This window comes from Corallococcus praedator, from assembly GCF_003612125.1.
Lineage (GTDB): Bacteria > Myxococcota > Myxococcia > Myxococcales > Myxococcaceae > Corallococcus > Corallococcus praedator.
This window is the reverse complement of record NZ_RAWI01000001.1, coordinates 74935-91012: the sequence shown is the minus strand read 5'-3', so window position 1 is coordinate 91012 and position 16078 is coordinate 74935. Positions and strand designations below refer to the sequence as shown.

General features: G+C 68.4%; 14 protein-coding genes. 10 read left to right on the top strand and 4 right to left on the bottom strand.

Going from position 1 to position 16078, the window contains the following annotated elements; translation table 11 throughout:
- The first annotated feature begins 45 nt into the window (after positions 1-45).
- From D7Y13_RS47605 to D7Y13_RS00335, 4 genes are all read left to right on the top strand, one after another.
- Entirely contained in the window at positions 46-309 is a 264-nt protein-coding gene (locus tag D7Y13_RS47605) for a hypothetical protein (protein ID WP_233595203.1), read from the top strand.
- Positions 310-523: 214 nt separating this feature from the next.
- Positions 524-742 carry a hypothetical protein gene (locus D7Y13_RS00345; RefSeq protein ID WP_120530880.1) on the top strand — a complete coding sequence of 73 codons (219 nt, stop codon included), beginning with the start codon at positions 524-526 and terminating at the stop codon, positions 740-742.
- 205 nt (positions 743-947) lie between these two features.
- On the top strand, positions 948-1490 hold the full coding sequence (locus D7Y13_RS00340; protein ID WP_233595204.1) for a biotin transporter BioY: 543 nt from the start codon (positions 948-950) through the stop codon (positions 1488-1490).
- A 280-nt stretch (positions 1491-1770) separates the two neighbouring features.
- Positions 1771-2427 (top strand): hypothetical protein, encoded by a 657-nt coding sequence (locus tag D7Y13_RS00335; protein ID WP_120530878.1) that lies wholly within the window; start codon positions 1771-1773, stop codon positions 2425-2427.
- Between the two features lie 36 nt (positions 2428-2463).
- Here D7Y13_RS00335 and D7Y13_RS00330 read toward each other — a convergent pair whose 3' ends face one another.
- Positions 2464-3213 carry an SDR family oxidoreductase gene (locus D7Y13_RS00330; protein ID WP_120530877.1) on the bottom strand — a complete coding sequence of 250 codons (750 nt, stop codon included), beginning with the start codon at positions 3211-3213 and terminating at the stop codon, positions 2464-2466.
- A 52-nt stretch (positions 3214-3265) separates the two neighbouring features.
- Here D7Y13_RS00330 and D7Y13_RS00325 point away from each other — a divergent pair, with 52 nt between their 5' ends.
- From D7Y13_RS00325 to D7Y13_RS00315, 3 genes are all read left to right on the top strand, one after another.
- A complete protein-coding gene (locus tag D7Y13_RS00325) occupies positions 3266-4273 on the top strand; it encodes a GlxA family transcriptional regulator (protein WP_120581825.1) in 1008 nt (335 codons plus the stop codon).
- A 160-nt stretch (positions 4274-4433) separates the two neighbouring features.
- Positions 4434-5369, top strand: coding sequence for a bestrophin family protein (locus tag D7Y13_RS00320; RefSeq protein WP_120530875.1), 936 nt, complete (start codon positions 4434-4436; stop codon positions 5367-5369).
- A gap of 102 nt (positions 5370-5471) precedes the next feature.
- Positions 5472-6497: an AlbA family DNA-binding domain-containing protein gene (locus D7Y13_RS00315; RefSeq protein WP_158620233.1), complete on the top strand. Its 1026-nt coding sequence runs from the start codon at positions 5472-5474 to the stop codon at positions 6495-6497.
- A gap of 238 nt (positions 6498-6735) precedes the next feature.
- Here the strand turns inward: D7Y13_RS00315 and D7Y13_RS00310 are convergent, their stop codons facing one another.
- Positions 6736-7548 carry an oxidoreductase gene (locus tag D7Y13_RS00310; RefSeq protein WP_120530873.1) on the bottom strand — a complete coding sequence of 271 codons (813 nt, stop codon included), beginning with the start codon at positions 7546-7548 and terminating at the stop codon, positions 6736-6738.
- 120 nt (positions 7549-7668) lie between these two features.
- Here D7Y13_RS00310 and D7Y13_RS00305 point away from each other — a divergent pair, with 120 nt between their 5' ends.
- Entirely contained in the window at positions 7669-8556 is an 888-nt protein-coding gene (locus tag D7Y13_RS00305) for a LysR family transcriptional regulator (RefSeq protein WP_120581826.1), read from the top strand.
- Between the two features lie 82 nt (positions 8557-8638).
- On the opposite strand, the gene D7Y13_RS00300 is transcribed toward D7Y13_RS00305, so the two are convergent.
- Complete coding sequence (locus D7Y13_RS00300; RefSeq protein ID WP_120581827.1) at positions 8639-11812, bottom strand: Kelch repeat-containing protein; 3174 nt, start codon at positions 11810-11812, stop codon at positions 8639-8641.
- A gap of 74 nt (positions 11813-11886) precedes the next feature.
- On the bottom strand, positions 11887-12525 hold the full coding sequence (gene catB, locus D7Y13_RS00295; protein WP_120530870.1) for a type B chloramphenicol O-acetyltransferase: 639 nt from the start codon (positions 12523-12525) through the stop codon (positions 11887-11889).
- Positions 12526-12626: 101 nt separating this feature from the next.
- Here catB and D7Y13_RS00290 point away from each other — a divergent pair, with 101 nt between their 5' ends.
- A complete protein-coding gene (locus tag D7Y13_RS00290; protein ID WP_244222302.1) occupies positions 12627-14327 on the top strand; it encodes a phosphatidylinositol-specific phospholipase C domain-containing protein in 1701 nt (566 codons plus the stop codon).
- Between the two features lie 112 nt (positions 14328-14439).
- The gene (locus D7Y13_RS00285) at positions 14440-16044 is read left to right on the top strand and encodes a PKD domain-containing protein (protein ID WP_120581829.1); all 1605 of its coding nucleotides are present in this window, start codon (positions 14440-14442) and stop codon (positions 16042-16044) included.
- Positions 16045-16078 lie beyond the last annotated feature (34 nt).

Genomic DNA, 16078 nt, shown 5'->3' with positions numbered 1-16078 from the left:
ACCAACTTCTGGATCCTCCCGCTGGCTGAGATTCGCCGCGCACGCGTGGCCATCCAGGGACGCGATCAGGACGCGAACGGCCCGGCGTCCTGGTACGCGCTCGTCGACCTCCAGGACACGGACTTCGTCCTGGTTGACGTGGGGCAACAGGAGAACGCCCGCTACACACTGCGCGACGGCTACCACGGAACGTTCCCGGATCCCGTCCACTCCCGGGTCATTGCGCGGTCCTTTGGAGAGTTCTTGGAGAAGGCTTTGGCCAGCGAAGACGACTTCTTCTGGCTGAGCAGCGCCCCATCCGAGAGTTGAGCCGTGTGTTGCTTCACGCTGTGCGGGTGGAAGCGATCGATCCGGAAGATCGGGTAGTCGCGTCCGTAACCGATGGCATCCGTCCCTTGATCCTCGGGAAGCTGCGCGGACCGGTGGAGGCCCAGCGCCCCCAGGGCCGCGTCAAAGAAGGCAGCGGAACGGGTGACGTCCGCGACTCCAATCCCTCTCGCGGGAGTGGAGCCGCCCCGTCCAGGTGTGGCCCATCCTCTCCGCCGAGTGCGACTACTCCGGGAAGTGGTTCTCCGAGAACCGCGCCTCCGACGCGCTCGAACTCGCGGAGACGACCGTGCTCGACGCCTTCCGCGCCGACGACCGGCCCTCCCGCAACGGCCTGCGCATCGCGGGGTTCGCCTACTTCGCCCGGACCGATCTCGTCACCGCGCTCGGCGCGGCGGCGTGCGGCGCGCCCTGAAGCCACGAGCACGGGCCTCCGGCGCTTCACGGCGATGACACGTCCCGGGCGCCGGCATCCTTGCACCGGCGCCCGTCCTCACCGAGCATCGAGCCGTGTCTCCACGCCCCTCCCCGTCGTCACTCCGCTCGCACGCCTCGCTGGTGGGTTCGCATTGAGCCCGGGCGCCAGTCCTCCACTTCATCGCGTCCTGGCCGATGTCTTCGTGCTCACGCGCGCGCAGGAGGTTGCGCTCGTCCTCGGCGCGGCGCTCTGCACCGCGTTGCTCGCGCAGGTCGCCCTCACGGTGCCAGGTTCACCGGTGCCCATCACGGGACAGACGCTCGCGGTGGTCCTCACGGCCGCCGCGCTCGGACCCAGGCGCGGCATGGCCGGGCAGCTCGCGTATCTCCTGCTGGGGGCCGTGGGACTGCCGTTCTTCGCCAAGGCGGCCAGCGGCTGGGGACAGCTTGTCGGACCGACCGGCGGCTACCTGGTGGGCTTCCTCCCCGCGGCCTTCCTCGTGGGCCTCGCGGCGCGCCACGGCTACGACAGGCGACCGTGGACGGCGGTGCCCCTCTTCATCGCGGGCCAGCTCGTCATCCTGGCCGTCGGCGTGTCCTGGCTTTGCGTGGCGGCCTCCCTCGACTTCGCCACGGCCCTCCAGAAGGGCTTTGTTCCCTTCATTCCAGGCGGATTGCTCAAGGCCGCCATCGCCGGACTGCTCATGTTCCTCGCCTGGCGGTTCGTACGGGCTCGCGCGTCGTGATGCGGAGCGCGGGCTCCAACTCCCGCCCACCGGGGTCAGACTCCCTCCTTCGCTCGAAGCGCTCGTTCGACATCGGGGAGGAACGGGCTGCCTCCCTGCTTCGCATGATCCAGCGCCTTGTCGCGGTCGAGCATTCCATCAGGGCTCCCGTCCTTCCTCTACGCGGCAGCGCCCGAGAGGGGCAGCGGCCTGGGCGGCGGCTCAGCGACGTCCCGGAGGGCCGGCGGGAGATGCGCCGTGTGCTGGTAGGCTGCGGCGGCACCTTGCGAAGAGGAACCCCGTGTCGACCCCGCACCTGCGCTCCCACATCCGCCGCGTCGGCAACCGCTTCATCGTCCTGGGTGGGGCCTTCGTGCTCATCGGAGCGCTGCTGCTCTGGCGGGTCTCGAGTGTGCTCGGCGGCGCCCTGAGAGGTGGAGTCCTCCTGTTCGGGATGACGGGCTCCGTGGGGGCCTTCGGACTCGTGGGGCTCGCGCTCGGGCTCGTCTGGCGCCTCAAGCCCGAACTGCACCCGAACCTGCGCTGGCTGCATCGGGGCGGCCCCGGGACTCTCGACGAGGCCGAGCGGGAGCTGGCCGCCGCCATGCCCGCGGCGCGTGCCTGGGGCCTCATCATGGCGCCGAACTTCGCCTTCACCCTGCTGCCGCTGACCTTTCAGGCCCGGCGGCTGCAGTCGCTGGCATGGGTGCACGGCGCCGAGGAGGAGGTTCGCCACAACGGGGTGCTCATCCAGACGAACCACCTCGTCAAGCTGCGCTTCACGGACCAGCCCTCGCTCTCGGTCGCCTTCCGTGACCCGCCGGCGCGCAACGTGTTCCTCGACAGCGTGCGCGAGCGCTGGCCGCACGTCGTGGTGGGCTACGACGCCGCCCTCGAGAAGCTGTGGCGGACCGACAAGGCCCGCTTCACAGCAACGACGTCCGGTCGCGCGTCCTGATCCGGAGCGCGGGCCCGAACTTCCAACGAGGCGCGGCTACGACACGGAAGCGCGGAGCCACGCGTCGAACCGCGTCGTCCCGAGGCGCGGTTTGCCGCTCGGCGTGAGCGCCGTGTCGTCCAGTTCCACGCCGAAGTAGTGAGCACGCGCGTCGGCGATGACCTGGCGACCGTCCCGCTTCGCGCGCAGGTAACGCTGGACGACGTCGACCAGCCGAACGCGCTCCGGCCCGGCCACTTCGACGATTCCCTGCACGGGCGCGCCCAGCGCCGCATCCGCCACCGCGTCCGCCACGTCGTCCGACGCGATGGGCTGCATCAGCGCCGTGGACAGGCGCACCGTCTCCCCTTGCGTCCCCGCCTGCGCGATGCCGCCCATGAACTCGAAGAACTGCGTCGCGCGCACGAGGGTGTACGGGGTCCTGCCGGCCTTGATGAGGTTCTCCTGGGCCATCTTGCCGCGGAAGTAGCCGCTGCCCAGAAGCCGCTCGGTGCCGACCACGGACAACGCGACGTGGTGCTTCACGCCGGCCTTCTCTTCCGCCGCCAGGAGATTGCGCCCCGACGTCTCGAAGAACTCCATCACGGCCCTGTCCTCGAACGACGGTGAGTTGGCCACGTCCACCACCACCTGCGCGCCCGCGAGCGCCTCCGCCAGCCCCTCGCCCGTCAGGGTGTTGACGCCCGTGCTGGGGGCCGCCGCCACCACCTCATGGCCCTGCTCGCGAAGCCGCTTCGCCAGCTTCGTTCCAATGAGGCCCGTGCCGCCGATGACCACGATTTTCATGTTTGCCTTTCAGTTGACGGTGGAAACGTACGGATGAAAGGCTCTGGCAGCCATGCCAACCAACCCTGGTTTTCTGCCAAACCCCTACGGGCCGCGCACCGTGCTCTTCGTCGCCTTTCCGGACATGGGGCTCCTGGACCTGACAGGGCCACAGACGGTGTTCTGGGCCGCGACGAAGGCGCTGGCCGAGCGCGGAGAGCCCGGGTACGTCCGCCACACCGTGAGCCTGGACGGCGGGCTGGTGCAGACGGCCGAAGGCGTCGCGTTGCACACCGTGCCGCTCGCCGGCTTCACGGACGTCCCCGTGGACACGGTCGTCGTTCCTGGCTCACCGTCCATCGAACAGGTGCTGGCCCGCTCCGAGCCCCTGATTGAATGGCTTCGGCGCAAGGCGGAAGCGACGCGCCGTACCGCCTCGGTCTGCAGCGGCACCTTCCTGCTGGCCCAAGCCGGGCTGCTTCACGACAAGCGCGCGGCCACGCATTGGGCCCTGTGCGATCTGCTGCGCGAGCGCTTCCCGTCCATCCAGCTCGACCGGGACGCGCTCTTCGTCCGGGAAGGCCGGGTGTGGACCTCCGCCGGAGTCACCGCGGGCATCGACCTGGCCCTCGCCCTGGTGGAGGCGGACCATGGACGTGACATCTCCATGAAGGTGGCCCGGGAGCTGGTCGTCTTCCTGAAGCGTCCGGGCGGTCAATCCCAGTTCAGCGAGCTGTTGCAATCACAGACCCAGGACAGCGCCGACTTCGATGAGCTGCACCTGTGGATCACGGACCACCTGGGCAGTGACGATCTCACCGTCGAAACGCTGGCGGACCGAGCCCGCATGAGCCCGCGCAACTTCGCGCGCGTCTACAAACAGAAGACGGGCCGCACCCCGGCGAAGGCGGTGGAGGTCATGCGGCTGGAGGCGGCCCGGCGGATGCTGGAGGATTCCAAGCGCAACGTCGACCAGGTCGCCCGGATGTGCGGCTTCGGAAGCGAGGAACGGATGCGGGTGACCTTCCAGCGCAACCTCTCCATTTCGCCGAGGGACTACCGGAAGCGGTTCGCGACGTAGACAGAGCCGGGAGCACCTGGGGAAGAGCTGCACGGAGCGCCGCAAGCGTGGGCGAGGGGAACCGGTGAAGTCCTTTCGGGTGCATTCAGCCTCCTGGGGGCAGGCAGTCCAGGGCGGCACGCTTGCGATACACGGGGATTTGAGGCACGAGACACGCCTCGTGATCGTCCGTCCCCGTCCTGGCTTCTTCAAGCTCCTGTTCGTCGTGCGCGGCACCATCCTGCCGCGCGTCCTGCCCCACGTCCTCGGCGTCGCGGCACTCGCCTCGCTCGTCGTCCTGACGCTCAAGCAGGGATACCTGCGGCTCCCCGTCACGTCGCCCGCGCCGCTGTCACTGCTCGGCATCGCGCTCTCCATCTTCCTCGGGTTCCGCAACAACGCCTGTTACGACCGGTGGTGGGAGGGCCGGAAGCAGTGGGGCGCGCTCATCATCGAGGTGAGGGCCTTTACCCACGCGGCCATCGCGCTGCTGGACGACGGGACTGCCGAGCTGCCCGTCGCGGGGCGGCAGGCGGCCCGGAGACTGGTGCACCGCACCATCGCCTTCCCGTACGCACTCGCCGCGCACCTGCGGGGGCAGGATGCCACGGAGGACATCGGACTCTATGTCTCGGAGCCCGAGCGCTCGCGCGTCCTGGCCAGCGGGAACCGCCCGAACGCCCTCCTGCGCGAGCACCAGGTGGAGCTGGCCCGCCTGCTGCGGGAGGGTCGGCTCACCGACATCACCTGGGCTGCCTTGAACGAACGGGTCCACGTCATGATGAGCGTGTTCACCGCCTGCGAGCGCATCCGCCTCACGCCCCTGCCCTTCGCCTACACGGTGCTCCTGCACCGCACCGCCTACCTCTTCTGTCTCCTGCTTCCCTTCGGGCTCGCCGAGTCGATGGGCTGGTTCACCCCGGTGCTGTCGGCGATGATTGCCTACACCTTCTTCGGCCTGGACCTCCTGAGCGAAGAGCTGGAGGAGCCGTTCGGGAACACACCCAACGACCTGCCCCTGCTCGCGATGTCCCGCACGGCGGAGATCAACATGCTGGAGGCGCTGGGCGAGCCCCAGCCCGAGCCGCTGCGCCCCAAGGACTTCATCCTCGGATAGCGGTCGCCGCGCGGACAAACATTCCCGAGTCCATGTGCCTTCCTCGAAGGGATGTCGGACACTCACGGGGTAAGCAGTCATCGCGCCAGCCAGAGGAGTCACGTGAAGAAACCCTGGGAGTGGGCAGAAGAGGACCTCCTTGAACTCATCAACAGCCAGGTCCAGGAGTCGCTGACCCTGGACTACAAAGCATCCAAGGCACTTGACCGCACCGAGAAGGTGAAGGACGAAATCACAAAAGATGTTTCAGCCCTCGCGAATTCAGCGGGCGGAACGCTTGTCTACGGGATTCCCGAGAACAAGCAGACTCGGATGGCGGAGCGAATCGACGAAGGTGTCGACCCCGCGGTGGTGACACGCGAGTGGCTGGATCAGGTCATCAACTCGGGCATCCAGCGGCGCATCGATGGCGTTCGGATCCAACAGATTCCACTGACGAAATCGAGCCCGGGGCGCGTCGCCTATGTGGTCCATGTGCCCCAGAGCGTCCGAGCCCCCCATCAGGCCCGAGACAAGCTCTTCTACAAGCGCTTCGAGTATCAATCGAAGCCCATGGAGGAATACGAAATACGGGACGTGTCCCGACGGCAAGAAGTGCCGGACCTCCGAGTCACCTTTCATCTGTCCCTGTCCGGACACAGCACCCCGAATCGGGACATCCACCCATGGCACATCATTCTTGAGAACAAGTCTTCTGTTCCCTGCCACGAGGCGGTCATCGACCTGCTGTTCGACGGGAACTTCCGGCTTCACGACCGGGGCCCTTTGCACGTCGCTCATCACGAGCTCATCACCAGCGAGAAGGGAACGATTCAGGGCGCGGCCTGCCGCCTTTTCTGGTCGTCGAAGGGAGGGCTCCCAGCGTTCGATGCGTGCCCCGTCGAGGTAGCGGAGCGCCCCATCGTGATCTCCCACAAGCAACTGCTCGACGGTCGATACCTCGTGAAGTGGAAGGTCAGCGCGCCGCGCACCAGCCCCAAGGATGCGTGGACGGCCTACAACCTCTTCCACAAAGGAACGACCACGGAGTTTGGATTCACGGATGAAGACCTGTCCGAGGAACAGGCCTTCGAGTTGCCCGGCGTACGCTGGTCCAAGAATCAATTGATAACAACAGAATGGAAGTGAGTGCCCCGACTGAGCAGCAACTGGCGGACGATGCCCGCCAGGGATCGCTGAGCGATGCCGGGTGGATCCTCCACCTACTGCATCGAGCCACCCGACTGGTATATGGCCGCCCGACAAGCACTCGTGACGACGGTCGCACCGGGGTTGAGTGACTTCGATCTTCCGGATTACGACCAGTCGGTCATTTGCGTCCTACGCTCCGCCCCCAAGCCTCCACCCGTCGTTCCTGAAACCGGACTTACGAAGTGAAGTCCGTGGAGAGGGAGAGCGCGCGGTGGGCGGCCAGCTCCCGAGCGACGAAGGCGTTCTTGTCCTCGATGCCCTTCACCGTGTCGCTGCCCAGGGCGAGGCGCAGCGGGGGCCGCTCCAGCTTCACCAACTCCATCAGCGCGGTGGCGAGCTTCGCCGGGTCTCCCGGCTGCTGGTGGTTGATCTGGGTGGCGCGAGCGCGCGTCGCGCCGGACGTCTCCGCGTAGTCGGGGATGATCTTCGCCGCCCGGGTGAGCGACATCTCATCCAGGAAGTCGGTGCGGAAGTAGCCGGGCTCAACGACCGTGACGTGGATGCCCAACGGGGCGAGCTCCTCATGCAGCGCCTCGCTCAGCCCTTCCACGGCGAACTTCGTGGAGCAGTACACGCCGAACCCCGCCCCCGCGCGGTACCCGCCGACGGACGAGAGGTTGATGACATGCCCGGAGCGCTGCTGGCGCATGACGGGCAGCACGGCGCGGGTGACGGCCAGCAGGCCGAAGACGTTGGTCCGGTAGAGCTTCTCGATCTCCTCGGCGCTCGACTCCTCGACGCCCCCGAGCAGCCCGAAGCCCGCGTTGTTCACGAGCACGTCGATGCGCCCCGCGTCCGCCACGACGCGCCGGGCCTCGGCCTCGTCGGTCACGTCCAGCTTCGCGACGACCAGCCGGGGGTGCGCCTGAAGGGGAATGCTCTGGGGGTTGCGCGCGGTGGCGATGACTCGGTCACCCGCGTCGAGCGCCGCCTGCGCGATGCGAAGTCCAAATCCACGGGATGCTCCAGTGATGAGCCAGGTCTTCATGTGCGTGCTCCTTGGGAGGGGTTCCACACGCATAGAGATAGGCGCTGGCCATCCATGAGGGAATGGATACAGCATGCACAAGACCGTTGAGCCCCGCTCAACAGTGGAGAGGGAGCATCCATGCAGGCCGACGTCCGTGAGCTGACGGTGTTCCTGGAGATCGCCAGGCACCTGAACTTCCGTCGCGCGGCGGGGGCGCTGGGGGTGACGCCCTCGGCGCTGAGCCACAGCCTGAGGGGGCTGGAGGAGAAGCTGGGCCTGCGGCTGGTGCACCGCACCACCCGGAGCGTCGGACTCACAGCGGCCGGAGAGCGGCTCGCCGAGCGGCTCCGCCCCGCGTTCCGGGACATCGACGATGCTCTCGATGACCTGAACGCCTTCCGCGAGGCACCCGTGGGCCGGCTGCGCATCACCGCGGCCCGGGTGGCGACGCGGCTGGGATTGATGCCGGTGCTCGGCCCCTTCATGGCGGCCTACCCGGGCATCGAGGTGGACATCGTCGACAACCCCGCGTTCGTGGACATCGTCAAGGAGGGCTTCGACGCGGGCGTGCGCTTCCGCGAGCGCGTGGCCGCGGACATGGTGGCGATTCCGCTCGGGCCTCCGCTGCGCTCGGCCATCGTCGGCTCGCCGGAGTACTTCGTGAAGCACCCTCTTCCGAAGACCCCGAAGGACCTCGCCACACAGGACTGCATCCAACTGCGGTTCAGCAATGGCTCACGCTACGCCTGGGAGCTGGAGCGCAATGGCCAGGAGCTGGAGGTGGAGACGCGGGGCTCCCTGGCCCTGAGCGATCAGGTGGAGATCCTGGAGGCCGCGCTCGCGGGCCTGGGGCTGGGGTATGTCTTTGAGTCCCAGGTCGAGTCCCTGGTGCAGCAGCGGCGGCTGGTCCGCGTCCTGGAGGCCTGGTGCCCGCCCTACCCCGGGTTCTTCCTCTACTACCCGAGCCGCAGGCACCTGCCGCCCGTGCTCAAGGCCTTCGTCGACTTCGTGCGGGCGAGGACCTGAAGCAGCGGGCGGGGGCGCGCCTCCGCATCTGTCGCGGGGCGTCGCATGACCTGCGATGCGACGCCCCTGCGCGGCCCGCGGCTCAGTACAGCTCGGCGGTCGCGAGGTACGGGAGGCTCGTGCCGTTCTCTCCGCCCACCACGAGCACCTGGCCGTTGGAGAGCCGTGTCGCCGTGTGCGCCCGGCGGGCCTGGATGAGCGTGGCGGTGTTCGACCACGTGCCGGAGGCATACACCTCCACGCTGCCGAGGATGGCGGTGGCGCCCGTCCCGCCCGCCACGAGCACCCGGCCATCCTGCAGCGCCGTCGCCGTGAAGCGCGCGCGGGCTTGAATGAGCGCCCCCTTGGCGGTCACGGAGGGGGCCTTGAAGAACGGATTGAGCAGCTCGGTCGTGGCGAGGGAGGCGCTGGTACCCGTCCCACCCGTCACGAGCAGGTTGCCGTCATTCAGCAGTGTCGCGGTGTGGAAGGCACGGGCCTGGGCGAGGGTCAGCGCGCTCACCGCGCTCCAGGTGCCGGTCGTCGGGTTGTATTGCGCGGCCGTGGCGAGGGCCGAGGTGACGGCGGTGGTGCTCTGGCCGCCCACCACCAGGACCTGCCCCGGCGTCATCTGGAACTGCGCGGGCAGCAGCGTCGCCGTGTGGCTGTAGCGGACCGTGGGCAGCGAACCCGTGGCGGTCCAGACGCCCGTCGCCGGATCATACAACTGCGCCGTGGCGAGGGCCGCCGTGCCATAGCCTCCCACCACGAGCACCTTGCCGGTGGGCAGCAGCGTCGCGGTGTGGAAGTACCGGGCCTGGGTCAGCGAGCCCGTGGAGGTCCAGACGCCCGTCGCCGGATCATACAGCTGCGCCGTGGCGAGGGCCGCCGTGCCGATGCCTCCCACCACGAGCACCCTGCCATCCGGCAGCAGCGTCGCGGTGTGGCCGTAGCGGGCCCCGGTGAGCGCGCCCGTGGTCGCCCAGGTGCCGGTGGCCGGGTCATACAGCTCCGCGCTCGCCAGCGCGCCAGCGGCCCCCTGCCCTCCCACCACGAGCACCCGGCCGTCCGGCAGCAGCGTCGCCGTGTGGTAGCGGCGGGCCTGCGCGAGCGGACCGGTCGCCTTCCAGGTTTCGACGGCCGGGTCATGCAGCTCGAAGCCGCGCAGGGTGCCGCTGGGGCCGAGCCCCGCCATGACGAGCACCTTCCCGTCGGGCAGCGCGGTCGCGGTGTGCCAAGCGCGGCTCGTCGTGAGCGGAGCGGAGGTGTGCCAGGCGCCCAGCGTCGGCTCGAAGAGCTCGGTGCTGGAGATGAAGCCGGTGGTGACCTTGCCGCCCGCCATCAGCACCTGGCCATCCGGCAGCAGCGTCGCGGTGTGGCTGGAGCGCCCCACCGCCATCGAACCCGCTGCGGTCCACGCGCCGGTGGCCGGGTCATACAGTTGGGCCGTGGCCAATGCCTCGGTGGCGCCATCTCCACCGGCCACGAGCACCTTGCCGTTGTCCAGCAGCGTCGCCGTGTGAGCCGAACGCGCCGTCAGCGCGCCCGTCGCGGTCCAAGCGCCGGTGGCCGGGTCATAGAGCTGGGCGGTGGCCAGTGCCGCGGTGGCGCTCCTGCCGCCCGCGACGAGCACCTTGCCGGTGGGCAGCAGCGTCGCGGTGTGGAGCGAGCGCGCCGCCGCCAGGGAGCCCGTCGTCGTCCAGGTGCCGGTGGCCGGGTCGAACACCTCGCTGGTCGCGAGGGGGCTGCTGGCGCCCAGCCCGCCGGTGACGAGCACCCGGCCATCGGACAGCAGCGTCGCCGTGTGGACGCGGCGGGCCTGCGCGAGCGAGCCCGTCGTCGTCCAGGTGCCGGTGGCCGGATCCAGCAGTTCGCAGGTGGCGAGCGCGCCGCTGGCGTCCTTTCCGCCGGTGACGAGCACCCTGCCATCCGTCAGCCGCGTGGCCGTGTGGCTGTCGCGGGCCTGGGCCAGCGCGCCGGTGACGGACACGGTGCCCGTGGCGGGGTCCGCCAGTTCGGCGCTGGCGAGGGGACCGGTGGCGCCCAGCCCGCCCACGACGAGCACCCGGCCGTCGTCCAGCGTCGTCGCCGTGTGGAGCTGACGGGCCTCGGCCAGGGTCGGAGTCGGCGCCCACGAGCCCGTGGTCGGGTCGAACACCTCGGAGGTCGCGAGCGCGCCGCTGAGGCCGCGCCCGCCCACCACGAGCACCCGGCCATCGAGCAGCGTCGTCGCCGTGGGGCTGGAGCGGACCTGCGAGAGAGCCCCCACCGTGGAGGAACCGGTCGCCGGATCATACACCTGTGCGGTCTTGCTTCCGCCCGCGAGGAGGACCCTGCCCTGGGACAGCAGCGTCGCGGTGTGGAAGGAACGACCCTCCGACATCGAGGCAGTAGCGGCCCAGGTGCCCGTGGCCGGGTTGTACGCCACGGCCGTCGCGAGGCTGACGTTCGCATTGCTTCCTCCCGTGACAAGCACCCTGCCATCGGACAGCAGCGTCTGTCCGGCATAGGCGCGGTACGCGGGGAGCGCGCCAGTCGCGGCCCAGGTGCCGGTCGCCGGATTGTAGAGCAGGCACGAGGAGTAGTAGGCGCCGGACGCGGCGTGTCCGCCCACGAGGAGCGCCTTGCCAGTGAGCAGCGCCGTCACCTGATGCCTGTAGCGGATGTTCGGCATTGCGCCAGTGGTCGCCCAGGTGCCGGTGGCCGGATCATAAAGCTCCGCGCTGGCGAGGATGTTGGACCCGGTGACGCCGACACCAAGGCCCCCCGCCACCAACACCTTGCCGTTGCTCAGCAGGGTCGCTGAGTGGAAGTAGCGAGCCACCGAGAGCGCGCCCGTGGTGGACCACGTCCCCGTGGCTGGGTCATACAGCTCCGCGCTGGAGCGGGGACCGAGCTCACCGCCCCCCCGGCCTCCCGTCACGAGCACCCGGCCGTCGGGAAGCAGCGTCGCCGCATGGTTGAAGCGGCCTTCCGCGAGCGAGCCGGTGACGGACCAGGTGCCGGTGGCCGGATCATAAAGCTCCGCGCTGGCGAGGCCGATGTTACCGGAGACAAGTCCTCCCACCACGAGCACCCGGCCATCCGGCAGCAACGTCGCCGTGTGGTCCTCTCGCACCGAGGACAGGTTCGCCGTGGCGGTGAGCGCCGTCGCGGCGCCCTGACCCCATGTCCCCTCCTGCACCAGGTCGGGCCCGCATGCGGTGAGCGCGAGCATGAGCGCCACGATGAGCGGGGCGGCACGAGAGGAAGCTTCGGGTGATTCGAAGTGGGGCATGGGCTGACGCTTTCGAGATGGACGCGCCGGGGTGGGCTTCACCGGCGCGGTCACGTTAGGTCATCCGGGATGATTCATGGAGTACCGCGGAGGTGGGCCTGCCACCAGCGATGCAGGGACGCGACATCGCCATCGCACAGAAGAGGCATGGCTTCGTGCAATCGCGCGTCGGGCCAATCCCACCAGCTCATCTCCAGCAGCATGGCGATCTGCTCCTCGGAGAAACGCTTGCGGATGGGCCGGGCCGGATTGCCCCCGACGATGCTGTAGGGCTCGACATCCCTGGTCACCAGCGCCCGGGTGCCGATGACGGCGCCGTGACCGACGTGGATGCCAGGCATGATGATGGCTTCCGAGCCAATCCAGACATCGTTGCCGATGACCGTGTCTCCCGCCGCCAGGTACCCGTCGCGTGCGCCGGCGAAGTGCGGCACCTCTGACATGTAGAAGAACGGAAAGGTGCTGACCCATTCGTTCCGATGGCCTTGATTCCCAGCCATGATGAAGGCCGCACCCGAGCCGATGGAGCAGAAGCTGCCCACGATCAGCCGGTCCGCGCCCTCATGGGGCAGCAGGAAGCGCGCACAGTCATCAAAGCTGTGACCGTGGTAGTAGCCGGAGTAGTAGCTGTGGCGCCCGACGACGATGTTGGGATGGGTGACCTGCCGGTCCAGCGTGATGCCCTTGAAGGGACTCTCGAAGAAATTGGCCATGCGGCCGCCCGACGATCTCTGGCTGGAAACCTGACAGCATAGAGTGCGGTGTCGTTCACCCACGCATCGCCCTCCTCCCCCGAGGCCCCATGTCCCACCGGATGCTCCATGCTCCCTGCCTGCGCGACGCGGCGGCGGTGCTCTTCCTCGCGCTGCTCGCGACCACCCCCGCTGCCGCACGGGGGCGCTATTACAACCACTCCGGCAGCATCGAAACGAGTCATCCGGACTGGTTGAGCTGGATGCCGGGCTCCGCGAGCCTCGCCTCCCTTTCGCTGCCGGGCACCCATGACTCCATGGCGTTCACCTCGACGGGCGGCGACCTCACCCAGACGCAATCCCTGAGCCTGAGGGCCCAGCTGGACGCGGGCCTGCGTGCCCTGGACATCCGGTGTCGCCACATTGGCGACCGGTTCGCCATCCACCATGGCGTCGTCTACCTGAACGCCAACTTCGATGACGTGCTGACGACCACCACCCAGTTCCTGCGCGACCATCCCGGCGAAACGATCCTCATGCGGGTGAAGGAGGAGCACACCCCGGAGGGCAACAGCCGCGGCTTCCAGCAGACGTTCGAGTGGTATCGCAACCAGCCCGCCTACAGCCCCTATGTCTGGCGAGGCACCCACGTCCCCACGCTCGGGGAGGTGCGCGGCAAGATCGTCGTCCTGGACAACTTCAGCGGTGGCGCCTACGGCGTGAGCTGGGGTTCGCTGGCCCTCCAGGATGACTGGACCGTGTCCACCATCTTCGACATCGACAACAAGTGGGACAAGGTCCGGGACCACCTGGGGAGGACGAACGCGGGGGCCCCTCCCACGCTGTATGTGAACTTCCTCAGTGGCTCCTCCGTGGCCGCCTTTCCCAACGTGGTGGCCGGAGGCGACGGCCTCTCCATCCGGGGCGTCAATGACTTCGCCATCGACCATCTGGTGGGAGGCAACGTCCAGCGCGCGGGGGTCATGATGATGGACTTCCCGGGAGCGGGGCTGATCGACGCCATCCTGGCCCTCAACTACCGGTTGCTGCCTTCCGCCAGCATCCTCCCAGGCGATTTCGGCACTGCGTTCAGGAACATCTCCTACACGCTTGGCGGTGACGCCCAGGCCCGCTGGTATGGCCTCAACGCGTTCCTCCAGAACGCCGCCCCGGGACGGTACTGGCATGCCCTGGCGCTCAAGGGCAGTTGGGCCGGTTGGATGCACACGGATGGAAGCTACGTCCAATCCGACACCATGGATGACTACACGCACCTGGCCTTCACCTCGCGCACGGTGACGAGCGCGGTGAGCAATGGCTTCCTGGGCGGCTTCGTGAACGCCCAGCTCGGCGCGCTGTCAGGAAGCACGAGCGACCGGGCCCTCCAGCTTCATGGTCGGGTGAGCTCCCGCTTCCCCTTCCAGCTCTGGAGCGTGGTCGTGAAGAAGGCGCCCGGCGGACTCAGCAACTGGGCGTATTCGGATTACGGGACGGGCTACAAGGCCTCCCTGGGCGACTACACGTATGCCGTCCAGGCCTACTCCGCCTCGGACGGGGTGTACCTCTACGAGCACGGCCAGTTCGAAGGCAACGTGCTGCGGCTCACCTCCGGCGTCGACTATCTGGGCGACCTGGGCTTCGATGACATCCTGTCCTCCGTCAGGATCCTCGGCCCCTATCGCGCGACCCTCTGCGAACACCCTTCGCGAACGGGCAGGTGCTTCAGCACGACCCAGAGCCTGAGCGACATCAACGCCGCTGCGGGAGGCCCCTGGAACGACCAGATCTCCTCCGCCGGTATCGACTTCGTCGGCCTCCGCTGAGCCCAGGCAAAGAGATTCGCCCTATTCCGGAATGTCCGAATAACATGGACATTCCGGCTTCGGCGCTCGCAATGTCTGCCTGTCGCCGAAGCCGGCGACAGGAGATCGCACCATGCTGAAGTCGAAGCCACTCGCGTCCTGCCTCCTTCCCGTCCACCGCTTCGGGTCGGCGCTCGCTGCCCTCACCCTGTTTGCATTCACGCCAGCGGCCCAGGCTGATTCGGCGATCTACGGCGGCGGCCCCTTCTATTCCGGCGGCACCGCGGTGATGGATGACCTGCGCGGCTCGGGCTTCACCACCGTGATCCTGTGGAGCTTCCACATCGAGGACAACGGCGACCTCGTCTACAACGACATCCCGGTGGTCAGGAACGGCGCCTACATCGGTGACCCGGCCTGGCCCACGCGGCTGGCCACGCTCAAGACCGCGCCCACGTCCGTCAATCGCATCGAAGTGTCGATTGGCGCCTGGAGCGTTCCCGACTTCGAGCGCATGGCCCGGCTGGTCAACGGCACCGCCACGGGCTGCGGCAGCACCCTCGTCTGCGGCACCGGCAGCAACAGCATCCTGTACCGCAACTTCCAGGCGCTGAAGACCGCCACGGGCGCCAACGCGGTCAACTTCGACGATGAGAGCGCCTACGACCTCGCCCCGACCACCCAGTTCGGGCAGATGCTGATTGGCCAGGGCTACAAGATCACCTTCGCGCCCTACACCCAGCAGACCTTCTGGCGGAGCCTCAAGGACAACCTCGGCAGCGCGGTGGACGGCATCTACCTCCAGGTCTACGACGGCGGCGCCGGCAACAACCCGGCGAGCTGGAACACCGCGATGGGCATGACCGTCGACCCGGGCCTGTGGTCGCGCCACGGCTCTGGCTGCGGCAGCGGCGACAGTCCGGCCACGGTGCAGAGCAAGATGAGCAACTGGAAGAGCACCGCTGGCATCAACGGCGGCTTCATGTGGCTCTACGACGACATCCAGGCGTGCGGGGCGCAGGGCACGGCCGCGCAGTACGCGGCGGCGATCAACACCGCGGTCAGCGGCAACACCCCGCCGGTGGCCAACTTCGGCGTCACCGTGAGCGGACTCACGGCGACCTTCAGCGACGCCTCCAGCGACAGCGACGGCAGCATCACCTCCCGCAGTTGGAACTTTGGCGACGGCAGCGGCTCGACCGCGACCAATCCCAGCCGTGTCTATGCCAGCACCGGCAACTACAACGTCACCCTGACCGTGACCGACAATGGCGGCGCCAGCAACACCAAGACCCAGACCGTCTCGGTCGGCGCCGGCAACGTCAACCTGGCGCTCAACAAGCCGACGACCGGCTCCAGCGCCTGCAACACCAGCGAAACGGCGGCCAAGGCGGTCAACGGAAGCGTCTCCGGCGGCACCACCGACAAGTTCTGCTCGTTGGCCGCTCCTGCGTGGCTTCAGGTGGACCTCGGCTCGGCGCAGACGGTCAGCAGCTTCGTCGTCAAGCATGCCGGCGCGGGCGGCGAATCGAGCACCTGGAACACCCGGGCCTTCACCCTCCAGACCTCCACCAACGGCACGACCTGGAGCACCCCGGTGACGGTGACCAACAACACCGCCAACACGTCGACCCACGCGATCAGCGCCACCTCGGCGCGCTACATCAAGCTCAACGTGACCACCCCGTCCCAGAACGGCGACCCGGCGACGCGCATCTACGAACTCGAGGTGCGCTGACCCTTCCCCACCGCCCGGGAGCGGCTCGCGCGTC

Coding starts and splice junctions, on each gene's coding strand:
- D7Y13_RS00330 (WP_120530877.1), bottom strand. CDS start 3,213: ATGAAAATCGTGGTCATCGGCGGCACGGGCCTCATTGGAACGAAGCTG.
- D7Y13_RS00325 (WP_120581825.1), top strand. CDS start 3,266: ATGCCAACCAACCCTGGTTTTCTGCCAAACCCCTACGGGCCGCGCACC.
- D7Y13_RS00310 (WP_120530873.1), bottom strand. CDS start 7,548: ATGAAGACCTGGCTCATCACTGGAGCATCCCGTGGATTTGGACTTCGC.
- D7Y13_RS00305 (WP_120581826.1), top strand. CDS start 7,669: ATGCAGGCCGACGTCCGTGAGCTGACGGTGTTCCTGGAGATCGCCAGG.
- D7Y13_RS00300 (WP_120581827.1), bottom strand. CDS start 11,812: ATGCCCCACTTCGAATCACCCGAAGCTTCCTCTCGTGCCGCCCCGCTC.
- catB (WP_120530870.1), bottom strand. CDS start 12,525: ATGGCCAATTTCTTCGAGAGTCCCTTCAAGGGCATCACGCTGGACCGG.
- D7Y13_RS00290 (WP_244222302.1), top strand. CDS start 12,627: ATGCTCCATGCTCCCTGCCTGCGCGACGCGGCGGCGGTGCTCTTCCTC.
- D7Y13_RS00285 (WP_120581829.1), top strand. CDS start 14,440: ATGCTGAAGTCGAAGCCACTCGCGTCCTGCCTCCTTCCCGTCCACCGC.